We start from the raw sequence: 15356 nt of genomic DNA, 5'->3' as shown, positions 1-15356 counted from the left end.
CGAAAGAAAGGCAGGCAGCAGGAGCGGGGAGCAGAAAGAACCCGGGGCTAGGCGTGGAAGTTCTGCCCGTGGGTGGTAGCGGCCACGATGCCGCGGCGGACGACGAAGTCGCCGAAACGCTCGGCGGGCTCACGCTCAGCGGCGTAGGCTTCGAGCAGGGGCGTAAGCTCCCGCAGGATTCCGTCTTCGTCGAGCATCTCGCGGTAGAGCTTGTTGAGTCGCTCCCCGGCGTGGTTGGCGCCCAAGTATAGGTTATAACGGCCAATAGCTTTGCCCACCAGTCCGATTTCGGCCAGGTAGGGCCGGACGCAGCCGTTGGGGCAGCCTGTCATCCGGATCAGGATACCGTCGTCGGTCAGGTCGTTGGCCCGAATGACAGCATCGAGCCGGTCGAGCAGCTGCGGAAGGTAGCGCTCTGCTTCCGCAAATGCCAGGGAACAAGTGTTTAACGCAACGCAGGCCAGGGAGTTAAGGCGCAGCGCAGTCTGCTTCTCGGTGCGGTTCCACACGCCATGCGTTTCCAGAATAGCCTGGAGCTGCTGGCGGTGTTTGGGGTTGACGTTGGCAATGGTCAGGTTCTGGTTGCCGGTCAGGCGAAACTCGCCGGTGTGGAAGCCGGCAATTTCGCGCAGCGCCGTTTTGAGCAAGTAGCCCGGCTTGTCGTACACCCGGCCGCCCTCGATAAACAGCGTCACGTGCGCTTTGCCGTCCGGGCCGCCGCTCCAGCCAAAAGCATCCCCCGAGGTTTCGAAGCGGTAGGGCTTAGCCGGTGCCAACTCGTAGCCCAGACGCTGGTGCAGCTCGGCCACGAACGTGTCGAGGCCAACTCTATCAATCGTGTACTTGAGGCGGCTGAACTTGCGGTTTTCGCGGTTGCCCCAGTCACGCTGAATGGTCAGCACTTTCTCGCACACGTCCACCACATTAGCTGCCGGCACGAAGCCGATGACGTCGGCCAGGCGCGGGTAGGTTTCGGGCATCCCGAACGTCATGCCCATGCCGCCACCGATGGCTACGTTGAAGCCCAGCAGCTGCCCGTCTTGCTCAATGGCAACTAGGCCGATGTCGTTGGCAAACACGTCGGCGTCGTTGGTGGGCGGCACGGCCAGGGCAATTTTGAACTTGCGGGGCAGGTAAGTTTTGCCGTAAATCGGCTCGAAATCTTCCTGCTCCCCCTCGTTGATGGCGCTGGAGTAGGTCGATTCGCCGTTCAGCCACAAGTCCCAGTAGGCCGTGGTGCGGGGCGTGAGGTGGTTGCTGATGGCTACCGAGGCCTCGTACACCTGCCGGTGCAGCTCCGATTCCCGCGGGTTGGAGCTGCACATCACGTTGCGGTTCACGTCGCCGCAGCCCGCAATACTGTCCATGAGCACCTGGTTGAAGCCGGCAATGGTCTGTTGCAAGTCGCGCTTGAGCACGCCGTGGAGCTGGAAGGTCTGGCGAGTGGTAAGCTTGAGCGTGCCGTTGGCGTAGGCGTCGCTCAAGGCATCCATGCGCTGCCACTGGTCGGCCGAGGCCACGCCGCCGGGCACCCGCACCCGAATCATGAAGGAGTAGAGCGGCTCGAGTTTCTGGCGCTTCCGCTCACTTTCCAGGTCCCGGTCGGTTTGCTGGTAGGAGCCGTGAAACTTGATCAGGTGGGTGTCGTCGGGGTTCAGGGCCCCGGTCACGCGGTTTTGCAGGCTGTCGTCGATGGTGCCGCGCAGGTAGTTGCTGCCGTCCTTGACGTGCTCGACTTCAGAAAGCTTTATAGTCTCAGCCATTACGGTTGGGGAATTACGGAAGATGGGGTGGGAGCTGCCGCCACGGCGGGCCGCAAATCGAAATTGTGGAAGTAGAAAAGCCGGATGGTGTGCTGGTTGCGGTACACATTGCCGGCCGGCAGCTGCTGAAACAGATGCATGTAGCCGCCCTGCAGCTGGGCGTGCTTGTTGAGCTGGTACACCAGGCCGGCAAACAGGCGGTTCTGGTCGAAGTAGTTGAGGCGGATTTCCTTGCCGAAATTCATCATCACCTCGTTGTTCAACAGAAACTGCACCCCGCCCGGCTCAAACCCGCGCTTGCTCAGCGGCAGAAACAGGGCCGCGTTGTAGCGGGTGCGGTAGTTGAAGTCAAATTCGTCGAGTTGCTCGTTGCTGCGAATCGTGCGGCGGAACCGTTCCTCCAGCCGCACCCACTGCATCAGTCGGGCCTTGGGGAACTTGGTAAACCACTGCACCTGCTGCCAGGGCCGGTGCTCGGCCTGCCCGATGGTGCGGGCCCCGTCGGGGAAGTGGTGCACGTAGGCGTAGCCGCCGGTCAGGCGCACGTCGTCGGTGAGATAGTACGTGAGGCCGAACCGGGCCACGCTCTGGAAAGGCTCTTGCACAAACTGGTCGTGCAGGCGCAGGTGCAGGTCGGTCCAGGAACCCCAGCGCTGGGAAAAGCGCGTCTGGTTAAATACGCCCAGCCAGGTTTGCCGCTCCTGCACATACTCTTTCTGGGCGCGCAGCGGTGAGGCGGCGAGCAGGAACAGGAGGATGGTTAGCAGGGGCAAGCGTTTCATGAAAGAAGTTGGCTAGAGTTAGAATCCTAGTTTCCCTCCTTAGATAAGGAGGGGCTAGGGGTGGTTGACCACACCAGAACGACTTGCTAGAGTTAGTGCTAAAGAGTCGTTCAACGGCGGTCAACCACCCCGCTCTTCGGGCACCCCTCCTTATCTAAGGAGGGGAGTTCCTTTCTACCGGATTACCGTGTTGTCAAACGTTAGGGCCACGTAGTACAAACCGCCAATCGTGGGGCCGGCGGCGTACTGGATGTAGCGGTTGTTGAGCAGGTTGGCCCCGCCTACTTTGATGGTCGTTTTCAGGTTAGGAATTCGCACGTTGACCTGCGCGTCCACGGTTTGGTAGGTGGGCACCTGGCCGTTGGCCAATGGGCTTTCCCAGAGGAAGGAGCTTTGGCGGCGCCACACCACGTTGAAGCCCAGGTTGCGCACCACTTCGCGGTTGCCGAAATTCAGGTTGGTGGCCCACTTCGGCGTGTTGAAGCCCGTCACGAAGATGTCGGACTGCGTATTGGCCCGGATGTCGTTGTAGCTCACGTTGCCACCCACGGTGAACTTCTGGAAGAAGTTGTAGGTGAGGCCCAGCGTGGAGCCGTAGCTGCGGTACTTGTTCAGGGCGTTGGTGTACACGCGGTACCGGTCCTGGCGGGCGCTGCGGTTGCTGGTCAGGGCGGCCAGCACGGCATCATCCGTTCCCACCTGCACCTGCTGGCCGGCCGCGTTTTTGGGCACGCTCACTTCCACCTGGCCCAGGAAGCCGGAGTACACATTATAGTACGCGTCGGCATCGACGGACACGCGGTTGTCGAACAGCACGCTACGGTAGCCCACCTCGTAAGCGTTGATCTGCTCGGGCTGCTCGGTGGGCAGGTTGCCTACTTGCAGCAGGTCGCGGTTGGCCAGCGCGGCGCGGGTGCGTTTCTGGTCGGTAGTGCTGCTGCTGTTGTCAGCAGCTACGGCCTGGTTAACGGCCGCGTTGAAGGTCGAAATCGAGGCCAGGGTGTAGGAGTTGTCGAGGTAGTTGAGGCCTTCGTTCACGCGGGCCAGGCCGCCCACGCGGCGCACGTTGCCGTTATTCACGAACGACAGAGCCTCAAACAGCGACGGGAAGCGCCAGCCGTTCTGATATGAAGCCCGGAAGTTGTGCTTGGCTGCCAGCGTGTACACGGCCGCCACCCGCGGGTTGAGCTTGGGGTTAAACTCGGGGTTATAGTCGGCCCGCAGCGAGGCGGTCAGCTTGAGGCGGTTGCTGAACAGCTCCCGACTGGCCTGCACGAAGCCGCCCACTTTCTTGTAGTACTGGTTGTTGCCACCGGCCTGGGTGCGCTCGGCCAGAGGCTTGCTGAAATCCACGAAATTGTTGCCGTCCGGAATGACCTCGTAGAGGCGGGAGTCGGCGCCAACGAGCACGTCGGCAAACTTGATGCGCTGCCCCAGATTCCAGATGGCCTCGGTGTGGTAGGTGTGGCTGCGCTGGGTGAGGGCCGCGCCGCCGGGCACGGGGGCACCCTTCACGTTCACGCCGCTGTCCCAGTTGTTGGTTTTTACAATCTGGTTCTTGAGGTCATTAAAGGCGGCGGTGCCGGGCACGGCCCGGCCGGCGTCGGCAGCCACGCGGGCCTGCTGCATGGCGTCGGCCAGGGAAGCGCCGCCGTTCAATTGGCTCAGCAGCGCAGCCCGGAACTTGTCGCCCCAGCCCGTGCCGGTGCCGGCCACGTTAGTGGTGCTGGTCGCGCCGTTCTGCAAATCCATATTCAGGGCCAGCGGGTTGAGGTTGTAGGAGTCGCCGGTGTCTTCGATGAGCATGTAGGCACGGGCCGTAAAGTCCTGACCCTTGAGCTCCACCTTGTGGTTTTGCACCGTCACGCCGTCGAGCTGAATCTTGTTGCCGCGCTGAAACACGCCGTCCATCAGCCCGAAGCGGTAGCCGTAGCTCAGCTCCAGCTTATCGGTCAGCTTGTAGTGTAGGCTGGCGTCCACCTTGGCATTGCGCACGATGGGGTTTGTCAGGTCCCGCTCGTAGTAGCCGGTGCGGCGCACGTTGAAGGTTTCGGTCCGGCCGTTGTAGGGAATGGTAATGGCCACGTTGCCGGCGTTGTCGTCGCCGTAGCGGTTCCAGAGGTCGGCGGCGGGGTTCTGCTCGCCGCTGAGCTCAGAGAAGCGCGGGTTGGCCGATGAGGCGCTCTGCGGGTTCTGGTCAATCTGGGTGTTGGCCAGCCAGTCGGTGCCGCGCAGAAAGCTGCCGTTTACCTTATATGCCCAGCGCTGCGAGGCGCCCAGCACCTGGGCCCAGCGCACGGCCGTTTCGGTCAGCGCGCTCGGGTCCCGGTCGATGCCGTCCACGTGGTTCACGCCCACTTTCTGGTACACACTCAGGCCCTGGTAGGTGAAAGGGCTCTTGGTCGTCAGGTTGGCCATGCCGTTGATGGCATTCATGCCATACAGGGCCGAAGCCGCGCCGGGCGTGATTTCCACGCTGGCAATATCGAGCTCCGTGGGCCCAATGGCGTTGCCAAGCGGCACGCCCAGTGTGGCGGCCTGCATGTCTACGCCATCCACGAGCTGCATGAAGCGGAAGTTGTTGGGAATGTTGAAGCCGCGGGTGTTGGGCACCTTGAAGGTGAGGCTGCTGGTCGTCATCTGCACGCCCTTCACGTTTTCCAGCGCGTCGTAGAAGCTCGGCGCGGGCGTTTCTTTGATGGCCCGGATGTCGAGTTTCTCAATGGCCACCGGCGAGCGGAGCCGGCTTTCCTCCACCCGCGAAGCCGACACTACCACCTCGTTCGTGAGCAAGGCCCGCGACGACATCGACACCGACAGCGGACTGGTCGCACTCACTATTTCGACTTCCTTGGCGTCGTAGCCCAGCATGTTGAAGACGAGGGTAAAGGGAAACTTGAGCTTCGACTTCAGTGCAAACTTGCCGTTGGCGTCGCTCAGCACGCCGGTCGTGCCGTTTTTCACGCTGATGCTCACGCCGGGTAGGGGCTGGTTGGTGCCGGTTTCGTGCACCACGCCGCTGATGGCAATTATATCATCCTGGGCCAGAGCCGGGGCAATGCTGGCCGCCGCGAAAATGGGTGCCAGGATAGATGTCGTAACTATTTTTCTCATGATTGGAAAAGCAGGGTTGAAAAGAAGAAGCAGGTAGCCGGGGCGGTCCGCGTAGAGCGGTCCGCCCGGTTTTTAGGCGCGGCTACAACATCGATTCAGGCAACCCAGGGTTTTCATAGCGGAGGAAAGGGAGTGCGGTGAGGAAGGCAAAGGGGAGCAAGGCAGCAGGAGGGGTTGACTTTTTGAGGGGGCAAAAAGTTAGCCCCTGGGGCTCCATCGTTTCTGGCGGTTAGTACACATCCTCCAGGTAGCGGCGCTGCTTTTTGAGGGCGCGCAGGTAATCGGCGGCGTCCTCGGCCGAGCAGCCAGCCTCGCGCTGCACCACTTGCTTCAGCGCTTCCTGAATGGCCGAGCCCAGGCGGGCCTTGTCGCCGCAGACGTAGAAGTGGGCCCCGTTTTCGAGCCAGCCATACACGTCGCGGGATTTTTCGAGCAGGCGGTGCTGCACATAGATTTTCTCAGCCTGGTCGCGCGAGAAGGCCACGTCGAGGTGGCGCAGCGTGCCGCGCTTGAGGTGCTGGAGCCACTCGGTTTGGTAGAGGAAGTCGGTGGTGAAGTTGGGGTTGCCAAAGAAGAGCCAGTTGCGGCCCTCAGCGCCCAGTTCCACCCGCTCCTCCACGAAGGCCCGAAACGGGGCCACGCCGGTGCCCGCACCCACCATGATGATGTCGGTAGCCGCATCCTGGGGTAGCTTGAAATACTCGTTGCGCTCCACAAACACGCGAGCGGTGTGGTCAATGTCGAGTCGATCGGCCAGGTGCGACGAGCACACGCCGTGCTTGGTGCGGCCATGGGCCGCGTAGCGCACCGCGCCCACCGTGAGGTGAACCTCATCGGGGTGAACGAGTAAGCTGCTAGCAATGGAATAGGCCCGGGCCGGCAACGGCCGCAGCACCGCCGCCAGCTGCTCCGCCGACAACTCGGCGGGGAATTCGCGGAGCAAATCTGCCACGTCGCGGCCGTACACGTAGCGCTGCAGCTGCGGAATATCCGTCACGATTTCCGCGAGTTGCTTGTGCTGCGGGGCCGTGGCAGCGTAGCGCTCCAGCACGTCGCGCGTGAGCACCGACAGCTCCAGCTTCTGGGTAAGGGCCGTGCCCAGCTCAAATTCGACCCCGGAGAGCTGAATGGGGGCTGTGCCGTCGAGCCGGGCCGTTTGCAGCACCTCGGCCACCAGCGCCTCACCGTTGCGCGGCACCACCGACAGCGCGTCGCCGGGCTCGTAGTGCAGCCCCGAATCGGCCAGGGACAGCTCGATGTGGTAGGTTTCCTTGCTGGAGCCGCGGCCGTTGAGCTGAATCTTTTCCAGCACCGTCGCCTCAAATGGGTTGTGGTGGGAGTATTGCGCCGGAGCCGGTGCGGTCAGGGTTTCGGCGGCCGTAGCCTGACTGCCAGAGCCGCCAGCATGGCCAGTATTGGCTTCGGCGGCAATAACTTCCAGGACTCGGTCGGCCCAGGTCTGGGCAGCTTCCTGGTAATCGACGTCGCACTCCACGCGCTCCAGCAGGCGCTGGGCCCCGAGCTCGGCCAGGCGCTCGTCAAATTCCCGGCCGGTCTGGCAGAACTGTACGTAGCTTTTGTCGCCTAGCGCCAGCACCGAGTAGCGCAGGTCGGGCAGTTGGGGGGCGCGGTTGCTGAGCAGAAACTGGTGCAGCTCCTCAGCGGCTACCGGCGGCTCGCCCTCGCCTTGCGTGCTCACCACCAACAGCAACTGCTGCTCGGTTTTGAGGGCGCGGGTAGCGTAGTCGTTCACATCCTGCACCGTTACCTGCACGCCGCGCTGCTTGGCTTTCTCAGCGGTTTGCTGGGCTACCTTCTTGCTGTTGCCAGTTTGGGAGCCGTAGAGAATGGTGAGCTTGGCAGCGGCGGCTGGGGCAGCCGGCTGCGCTTGCGTCGCGCCTTGAACGGCCTGTTGCACCTCACTGCGACCCGCCGAGGTGCGGCCGTAGAAGTAGCCGCTCAGCCAGATGAGCTGCTGGTCGGAGAGGCCCGTGGTCAGGCGCTGCAACGTCGTATCGTCGAGGCCCAGGGGCAGCGCTTGGTTTTGGGAAAGAAGGCTCATGGCTAATGGAGTTTAGGAAGGTAGGCGGGTAAGAGGGTGGGAGGCTGACGTTGCCCCGCGTCTGTCATCCCTCATCTGGCGTACACTTGCGAAGAACTTTACCTCGCTGGCACGAGTCGTTTGTTTCATTCCGCTTCGCTGCATTCAAGATGACAGCCGACGAATGACAGGCGAAATCAAGCCACCTCTGCGTAGGAAAGTAGCTCGGAAAACACTGCCGGCCCAGCCGCGCTGGCGTGAGCCAGACGCGCCACTTCCCCGATGATGATGATGGCCGGGGCCCCGATGCTGGCCGCGGCGGCGCGGGCCGGCAGCTGGGCCACCGAGCCCGTCACGAGCCGGGCCTCAGGCAGCGTCCCGTTCTGGATAATGGCGGCCGGTACCTCACTTTGCCCGTGCTGGCCGAAGATTTCCACGATGCGCCCTAGCTGGCTCAGCCCCATCAGGATGACGGTAGTGGTGCGCGAGCGGGCTGCCTCAGTCACGGCCGCCGACAGGCCGCCGGTGGCCGTAGTCGCCGTGATGACCTGGAAGCCTTCACTGGCGCCGCGGTGCGTCACTGGAATTCCCACGCTGCCGGTCGCAGCCACTGCGCTGCTGATGCCCGGCACATAGTCAGTCAGCAGGCCGTGCTGTTCGGCGTAAAGCATTTCTTCGCGGCCCCGGCCAAACACGAACGGGTCGCCGCCCTTGAGCCGCACGACGTGGCCGTAGCGCCGGGCGTAGTCCACGATGAGGCCGTTGATTTCGTCCTGGGAGTAGCTGCGCATGCCCCGCCGCTTGCCCACGAATACCTGCCGGGCTTCGGGGCGCACGTAGCTTAGCAGGTCGTTGTTGGCCAGTGCGTCGTAAAGCACCACGTCGGCTTCGCCCAGCACCCGCACACCTTTCAGCGTGAAGAGTTCCGGGTCGCCGGGCCCCGCGCCGAGCACGGTCAGGCGGGGTGCGGAAGGTTGGAAGTTGGACATGGCGTTGGATGTGTAGAGACGCATAGTTGCGTCTCAATCGTTGCTGATGTTGTTGGTCAGGCGTGACTCGTGGTCAGGCGACGATAGTTCTGGCGGGAGACGCAAGTATGCGTCTCTACAACCGTTCAACTAAATCGTGAAGCCCAGCGGCTCGGGCACGAAGCTGTTCTGCATGGCATCCACCATGCCGGCGGCCAGCGTGTCGCCGCTCAGTTCGTCCACTAGGATAAAGGAGCCGGTAGCGCGGTTCTGTTGGTAAGAATCCACGACTAGGGGAGAAGCGGTTTTCAGGCGGATGCCCACGATGTCGTTCAGCTGGGCCGATTCAGTAGCGGCCCGGCCGTAGGTGCGCACGTTCACTTTGTATACAATGGCCGACACAACGGCCTTTACCACCGCCGAGTGGTGCTGCACCAGCAGCTTGCGGCCGGGCCACAGGGGCCGCTCGTCCATCCAGCAAATCGTGGCTTCCAGCTCCTTAGCCACGTGAATCTGGCTGCCCACGGGCACGATAGAATTGCCGCGGCTGATGTCCACGTCGTCGGCGAGGCGAATGACCACGGCCTGGGGCGCGGCGGCGCTTTCCACTTCCTGCTGGTTTACCTCAATGGCCTCAATCACCGATTCCTGGCCGCTGGGCAAGATGTGGACCCGGTCGCCACGGCGGTAGGTGCCGCTCTGGATGCGGCCGGCGTAGCCGCGGTAATCGGGGTAGTCGTCGGTCTGGGGCCGGATTACATACTGCACCTGAAAGCGGGCGTCGGCAATGGTTGCTTCCTCAAAGGCCGGTACGCTTTCCAGATGTTCCAGCAGGCTTGGGCCCGTGTACCAGCCTAGGTTTTTGGAGCGCGTCACGATGTTGTCGCCGAGCAGGGCGCTCAGCGGAATGGCCGTGACGTGGGGCAGCTTGAGCTGGTCGGCCACGGCGGCGTAGTCGGCCACAATCTGGTCGAACACCATTTCGTCGTTGCCCACCAGGTCCATTTTATTCACGGCCAGCACGAAATGCCGGATGCCCACGAGCGAGGCAATGAGCGAGTGGCGGCGCGTCTGCTCTACCACGCCCTGCCGCGCATCTACGAGCACAATGGCCAGGTCGGCCGTCGAAGCGCCCGTGACCATGTTGCGGGTATACTGCACGTGGCCGGGCGCGTCGGTGATAATGAATTTGCGGCGCGGCGTGGTGAAATACTTGTACGCCACGTCGATGGTAATGCCCTGTTCCCGCTCGGCGCGCAGGCCGTCGGTCAGCAAGGCCAGGTCCACGGTACCATGCACGGTGGGCCGGTTTTCCAGCGCCGCCAGCACGTCCAAGGAAACGGAGTCAGAATCGTAGAGCAAACGGCCGATGAGCGTGCTTTTGCCATCGTCGACGCTGCCGCAGGTGATAAATCGGAGAAGGTCCATGAGGTTAGTTGTCAGTTGCTAGTTGTCAGTTGCTAGTTGTCGGCCAGATGGAAAATCTGACAACCGACAACTAGCAACTGACAACTAACTGGTTAGAAATAGCCGTTGCGTTTGCGGTCTTCCATGCCGGCCTCGGAGATGTTGTCGTCGAGGCGGGTAGCGCCCCGCTCACTGACTTTGGCCAGCAGCAGGTCGGCAATGATATCGTCGATGGTGGCCGCGTCGCTTTCCACGGCGGCGGTGCAGGTCGAGTCGCCCACGGTGCGGAAGCGTACCTGACGCTCCACTATTTCGTCGGTTTCATCGAGGCGCAGGTGCTCATTGAGGCCCAACAGCTGGCCGCTGGGCAGCACCACGCAGGTGCGCGGGTGGCCGAAGTAGATACTGGGCAGCGGAATATTCTCGCGCTGAATGTAGCGCCACACGTCGAGCTCGGTCCAGTTGGAAATCGGGAATACGCGCACGTTTTCGCCCCGCTGAATGCGGCCGTTATACACGTTCCAGAGCTCGGGCCGCTGGCGTTTGGGGTCCCACTGGCCGAATTCGTCGCGCACCGAGAAGATGCGCTCCTTAGCCCGGGCCTTCTCCTCGTCGCGCCGCGCTCCGCCGATGCAGGCATCGAACTGAAATTCCTCGATGGTTTCGAGCAAAGTATAGGTCTGCAGCGGGTTGCGGCTCGGAAACTTGCCGCCCGGCTCCCGTAGCCGCTGCCGCTTAATAGTATCCTCCACGCTGCGTACGATGAGCTTTTCGCCCAGCTCGGCGGCCAGCTTATCCCGGAAAGCTAGGACCTCGGGGAAGTTGTGGCCGGTATCGACGTGGACCAGCGGGAAGGGGAAGCGGCCGGGGCGGAAGGCTTTTTCGGCTAGGCGCGTCAGCACGATGGAATCTTTGCCGCCCGAAAACAGCAGCGCCGGCCGCTCAAACTGGCCCGCTACTTCCCGCAGAATATGAATGGCTTCGGCTTCCAGCCGGTCGAGGTAATCGAAGTGAGGAGTACTCATGCTATGGAAATCTAAATTGCCGCGGCAGGCCCGATTGCCCGCTGAATATGGATGGAGGTATGCTACAGAGTGGAAGCGTTGACTGGCTCGACCACGGGGTCGGGGCCGTTGTGGGTGCTGTGCAGCCCACATTCCTTGGCCGACTGATCTTCCCACCACCAGCGCCCGGCCCGGAAATCCTCGCCGGCCTTGATGGCCCGGGTGCAGGGCGCGCAGCCGATGCTCACGAAACCCTGCTGGTGCAGCGGGTTGAAGGGAATGCTGTGCTCGTGCACGAAAGCCCAGCACTGCTCAAAAGTCCAGTCGAAGAGCGGGTGAAACTTGATGAGCTGGTGGCCTGCGTCCCATTCCACCGCGTGCATGTCCTGGCGGTTGGCCGACTGCTCGGCCCGGATGCCGGTAAACCACGCCTGCTGACCCTTTAAGGCCCGGTTCAGCGGCTCTACCTTCCGGATGCCGCAGCATTCCTTGCGGTTATCCACGCTGTCGTAGAAGCTGTTGGGCCCTTTGGTGAGCAGCAACTCTTCCACGCTGGCCTGTACTGGGAAGTAGGGCTCAATGGCTTTGCCGTAGCGCAGCAGCGTCTTATTCCAGGTGGAGTAGGTTTCCTGGAAGTTGCGGGCCGTGTCGAGGGTAAAGACTTTAATCGGCAGATTATGCTCGAAAATCAGGTGCGTGATAATCTGGTCTTCGAGGCCGAAGGAAGTCGAAAAAACGGCCTGATCGGGAAACTGCGCCGCTATGGTGGCCAGCAGCTCGACGGCGGGAAGCCCGGCGAGCTGCTGGCGCAAGTCGTAGACCAGCGCCTCAGAGGCTACTTGCATGATGGAAAGAGGATGTGGCTTTTCTCAGGAGAAAATGCCGGCTGTGCGAAGGGCCCGGGCGCAGGCAGGTTGCGGCGCAGCGGGCCGACTATCCTGCGGTAGTCGGAAAAGGTGTGTGCGACAATGGGCCTTAGCTAGCTAAGGCCTTGGGGCACGGCAGGAAAAGCAGGGGGCGTGAGCAGCTAGCAACACCGACAGCACATCATCATGCCACAACATCCATGCTGTACAGCAAAGAAGGTAGGAGAAGCAGTGCGGGCGTTGGACAAGGTTTTCACGGCGTCGTTGTTTTTATATGGTCAGGACTTGGCACCGTTCCAGCTCATCACTGGGGGTTGCCGGCGTTTCGTCGAGCCTGTCTCTCCACGCCTCTGTATAAAAACAATCCTTTGATGGGTAAAGAATTGATACTGCAAATGTAGTAGCAGAAATTTTATAATTGCAAATTATAGTGAAATCAGATACTGGTGTTTAATAATTTTTGTAATCAATCAGTTGAAATGCAATGTGTTGTGAATTTAATGAGGGGTGGTTGAGGATATAGGTAAAATAACTATTCTGTTACTATAACTTAAAGTAATGGAGTAAATTCCAACAGGTGCTTTAGTGAGTGTCAAAAAAGTGGATTGGGCGTCGTAACAGCAGTTTTTTACATTTCACTCACCACCACCTGAATATTGGTGTTGCGGCCGTGGTCATCGGCGCAGGATATCTTCAGTGTGCCGGCCGGCGGACGGAAAAACACCCGCTCGGTAGCTGCCGCCGTGCGCAGAAACTGGTCATTCACGTACCACGACACCTGCCGTACCTCGTTGTCGGTGGCGCAGCTGAGCAGGAGTTGCTGCTGCTCGCCTTTGTTGAGCACGTACTCGGTATTAGCTAGGGGTGAAGTAATGCTGGGCGCTTTTTCCCGGCCGCCGCGCACAAGCTGGCACGCCGGGTTGTGGGCCGGCAGCCGACGGTAGGGCAGGCCCTGGGCTTCCTTAAAAGAGGCTACTTCCGGCAGCAGATTGGGATATAGCTCGCGTCGGTAGCCGGCCGCCGGCGCGCAGGCGCGGCAGTACACATACTGCCCATCGGCCGAGAGCAGCACTTCCTTCTGGTGCTGGCAGCGCAGACTGGGCGACACACCGGGCAGGAAGTAGTCGATGAGCTGGTTGGGGCAATTTTCGCCGGGTGGGCGGCCACTCTCGGCGCACACCAGCCGAAAATCGAGGGTAGCTGGGGGCTGAAACCAGTTGTTGGGCGAGTTGTAGGCCAGCGTATTGAACAGGTCGAAGAGCAAAGGCGTGGCAATATCGGAGCCGGTGAGGGCGGGGCTACCCTGCCCGCTGAAGTTGCCGACCCACACTCCGATGGTGTACTCCTTATTATAGCCGATGCTCCAGGCGTCGCGGCGGCCGTAACTGGTGCCGGTTTTCCAGGCAATTTTGGGTAGCCGGATGCTGGTTTCATAGCCCACCGGTAAATCGGGCCGGGTAAGCTGGGCCAGAATATCGGTAATAAGAAAGGCGGCGGCAGGGGAGAATAGCTGCGAATTCTGAATTGGTTTGGTCGGCTGGGTTTGCTTCCGATTGCCAGCGCGGGCCTCCTGCGCAATCCTCAGTTCTTCATTCCTCCTAGCGAAGCGCAGCGGCGCATACCCGCCGCCGTTGGCCAGCGTCACATACAGGTTGGTAAGTTCTTCCAGAGTAGCGCCGCAGCCGCCCAGAATCGTGCTCAGTCCCAGGCGCGGGGCGCTTCTAGCTACCGTCCGAAAGCCGGCTTCCCGCAACTTAGCCGTGAAAACGGGCACACCCAGCTCATTGAGGGTGCGGACGGCCGGAATGTTGAGCGAGTAGGCCAAAGCACGGTCCAGGGGTATTTCGCCATTACAGCGTTTGTCGAAGTTCTCAGGCTGGTAGCCCCCGAAGTTGGTGGGTACATCGGGCAGCAGCAGCTTAGGTGTCACGAGGCCTTTGTCCAACGCCAAGGCGTACAGAAACGGCTTGAGCGTGCTGCCGGGTGAGCGGATGGCCTGCACGCCGTCGTTCTGCCCCTTATTGGCCGCATCCCGAAAATCGGCGGAGCCTACGTAGGCTTCCACGGCCCGGGTGCGGTTGTTGATTACCAGTACGGCAGCATTGCTGATACCCAATTCGTGGAGGCGGCGCACGTAGTTACGGGTCAGGTCTTCAGCTTTGGCCTGCTTGCCGCGCTGCAACGTGGAGGCCACGCTGGCCTGGCCCGGAAACTGCCGCACCAGCCGCCGCGCCAGGTGGGGCGCCAGCGCCGGGGCTGCATGGCGCTGCGCGTCCAGCGGCTCCAGCAGGGCATCTTCAATATCTTGCTTCGGAAACAGACCCTGCTGTCCGAAGCGCCGCAGCCACCGGTTGCGCTCCTGCCGGATAGCCTCATTGTGGCGGCCCAGCACCAAGCCCCGCGGCCGGTTCGGAATGATGGCCAGCGTCACGGTCTGAGCTAGGGAGAGGTAGTCGGGCGGCTGCTGAAAGTAGAGCAGGGCGGCCGATTTCACGCCTTCAATGTTGCCACCGTAGGGTACCAGGTTCAGGTAGAGTTGCAGAATTTCGGCCTTGCTGTAGTGTGCTTCCAATTGCACGGCCCGCAGCATTTCCAGCAGCTTGTTACCTACTGTGCGTTCTTTGGGTTCCAGCAGGCGGGCTACCTGCATTGTAATAGTGCTGGCCCCGGTAGTACGGCCCGTACCCGTCAGGTTGCGGCCGGCCGCTTTGAGAATAGCCAGTGGATTGACGCCGAAGTGATAATAGAAATACCGGTCTTCCTTCTCTATAATAGTGTTGCGCAGGGCCGGCGTAATTTCGCGCAGCTCGGTTTTCATGCGCCATTTCTGGGTCGGGTTCAGAAAGGCGTGTAGCACCGAGCCATCGGCGGCCAGCACAATGGGCGAGTACTGCGGCGGCGGTGGTACAGGAAATAGCTGGTCGAGGCCCCAGCCAAGAACGGCGAGTACCAGGAGGGGAAGCAGAACCTTAGCTGCGCGTTTCATGCACCTGTTATCAACAAGCCGGACAAGTTGCGTCCGGCAGAGTTGGCAAGATACGCGGCCGAAAGTGTTGGTGCTTCTTTATCTGGGTAGCTTGGGCACGGCACAATCTGGTTCTGAGCCGTGACAGGGTAGCGTACTCTCATTGCGGCAATGCGGTAAAAAAACTGCCTCTTTGTTTTGCCGCGGGCAACATCGGCAACTACAAAGCCGCTTTCTGCTGACGGCCGGCGGTTGGGTTTTCCTGGCTCGTAAGCTACACCCCCTTTCAGATCAAAGGTATAAGCCCTTAGCACCGGGATGGCCTGGAATAGGGGTCAGCATTGCGCAGAAAAATCTGATTGAGACAATAGAGCGGGTCATAACTCTGTTGTATATAGTTGATTGCGAATTTAAACCTGCTTTTATTTAGCTTTTTCAGGCAGCAA

The 15356-nt window shown here is 61.2% G+C and carries 9 protein-coding genes and 1 riboswitch; all 9 genes read right to left on the bottom strand.

What is annotated here, in order from left to right; all coding sequences use genetic code 11:
* Positions 1 to 47: 47 nt before the first annotated feature.
* Entirely contained in the window at positions 48 to 1763 is a 1716-nt protein-coding gene (gene cysI / locus LGH74_RS16515) for an assimilatory sulfite reductase (NADPH) hemoprotein subunit (protein WP_226177344.1), read from the bottom strand.
* Positions 1763 to 2545 (bottom strand): DUF2490 domain-containing protein, encoded by a 783-nt coding sequence (locus LGH74_RS16510; protein ID WP_226177343.1) that lies wholly within the window; start codon positions 2543 to 2545, stop codon positions 1763 to 1765. Before LGH74_RS16510 ends, cysI begins: the two co-directional genes overlap by 1 nt.
* Positions 2546 to 2719: 174 nt before the next feature.
* Entirely contained in the window at positions 2720 to 5659 is a 2940-nt protein-coding gene (locus LGH74_RS16505; RefSeq protein WP_226177342.1) for a TonB-dependent receptor, read from the bottom strand.
* A gap of 229 nt (positions 5660 to 5888) precedes the next feature.
* On the bottom strand, positions 5889 to 7721 hold the full coding sequence (locus LGH74_RS16500; RefSeq protein WP_226177341.1) for an assimilatory sulfite reductase (NADPH) flavoprotein subunit: 1833 nt from the start codon (positions 7719 to 7721) through the stop codon (positions 5889 to 5891).
* A 176-nt stretch (positions 7722 to 7897) separates the two neighbouring features.
* Positions 7898 to 8689 (bottom strand): uroporphyrinogen-III C-methyltransferase, encoded by a 792-nt coding sequence (gene cobA, locus LGH74_RS16495; RefSeq protein WP_226177340.1) that lies wholly within the window; start codon positions 8687 to 8689, stop codon positions 7898 to 7900.
* Positions 8690 to 8818: 129 nt separating this feature from the next.
* Entirely contained in the window at positions 8819 to 10096 is a 1278-nt protein-coding gene (locus LGH74_RS16490) for a sulfate adenylyltransferase subunit 1 (RefSeq protein WP_226177339.1), read from the bottom strand.
* Between the two features lie 92 nt (positions 10097 to 10188).
* The gene (gene cysD, locus LGH74_RS16485; RefSeq protein ID WP_226177338.1) at positions 10189 to 11100 is read right to left on the bottom strand and encodes a sulfate adenylyltransferase subunit CysD; all 912 of its coding nucleotides are present in this window, start codon (positions 11098 to 11100) and stop codon (positions 10189 to 10191) included.
* Positions 11101 to 11162: 62 nt separating this feature from the next.
* Positions 11163 to 11924 carry a phosphoadenylyl-sulfate reductase gene (locus LGH74_RS16480; protein ID WP_226177337.1) on the bottom strand — a complete coding sequence of 254 codons (762 nt, stop codon included), beginning with the start codon at positions 11922 to 11924 and terminating at the stop codon, positions 11163 to 11165.
* A gap of 288 nt (positions 11925 to 12212) precedes the next feature.
* Positions 12213 to 12306: riboswitch (SAM riboswitch) on the bottom strand.
* Between the two features lie 267 nt (positions 12307 to 12573).
* On the bottom strand, positions 12574 to 14931 hold the full coding sequence (gene pbpC, locus LGH74_RS16475) for a penicillin-binding protein 1C (RefSeq protein ID WP_226177336.1): 2358 nt from the start codon (positions 14929 to 14931) through the stop codon (positions 12574 to 12576).
* Positions 14932 to 15356: the final 425 nt, after the last annotated feature.

Source organism: Hymenobacter lucidus, assembly GCF_020447265.1.
GTDB classification, from domain to species: Bacteria; Bacteroidota; Bacteroidia; order Cytophagales; family Hymenobacteraceae; genus Hymenobacter; species Hymenobacter lucidus.
This window is presented reverse-complemented; position numbering and strand designations above follow the sequence as displayed.

What these genes read in the sequence shown, in the direction of transcription:
- cysI (WP_226177344.1), bottom strand. Translation starts at nt 1,763, where the DNA reads ATGGCTGAGACTATAAAGCTTTCTGAAGTCGAGCACGTCAAGGACGGC.
- LGH74_RS16510 (WP_226177343.1), bottom strand. Translation starts at nt 2,545, where the DNA reads ATGAAACGCTTGCCCCTGCTAACCATCCTCCTGTTCCTGCTCGCCGCC.
- LGH74_RS16505 (WP_226177342.1), bottom strand. Translation starts at nt 5,659, where the DNA reads ATGAGAAAAATAGTTACGACATCTATCCTGGCACCCATTTTCGCGGCG.
- LGH74_RS16500 (WP_226177341.1), bottom strand. Translation starts at nt 7,721, where the DNA reads ATGAGCCTTCTTTCCCAAAACCAAGCGCTGCCCCTGGGCCTCGACGAT.
- cobA (WP_226177340.1), bottom strand. Translation starts at nt 8,689, where the DNA reads ATGTCCAACTTCCAACCTTCCGCACCCCGCCTGACCGTGCTCGGCGCG.
- LGH74_RS16490 (WP_226177339.1), bottom strand. Translation starts at nt 10,096, where the DNA reads ATGGACCTTCTCCGATTTATCACCTGCGGCAGCGTCGACGATGGCAAA.
- cysD (WP_226177338.1), bottom strand. Translation starts at nt 11,100, where the DNA reads ATGAGTACTCCTCACTTCGATTACCTCGACCGGCTGGAAGCCGAAGCC.
- LGH74_RS16480 (WP_226177337.1), bottom strand. Translation starts at nt 11,924, where the DNA reads ATGCAAGTAGCCTCTGAGGCGCTGGTCTACGACTTGCGCCAGCAGCTC.
- pbpC (WP_226177336.1), bottom strand. Translation starts at nt 14,931, where the DNA reads ATGAAACGCGCAGCTAAGGTTCTGCTTCCCCTCCTGGTACTCGCCGTT.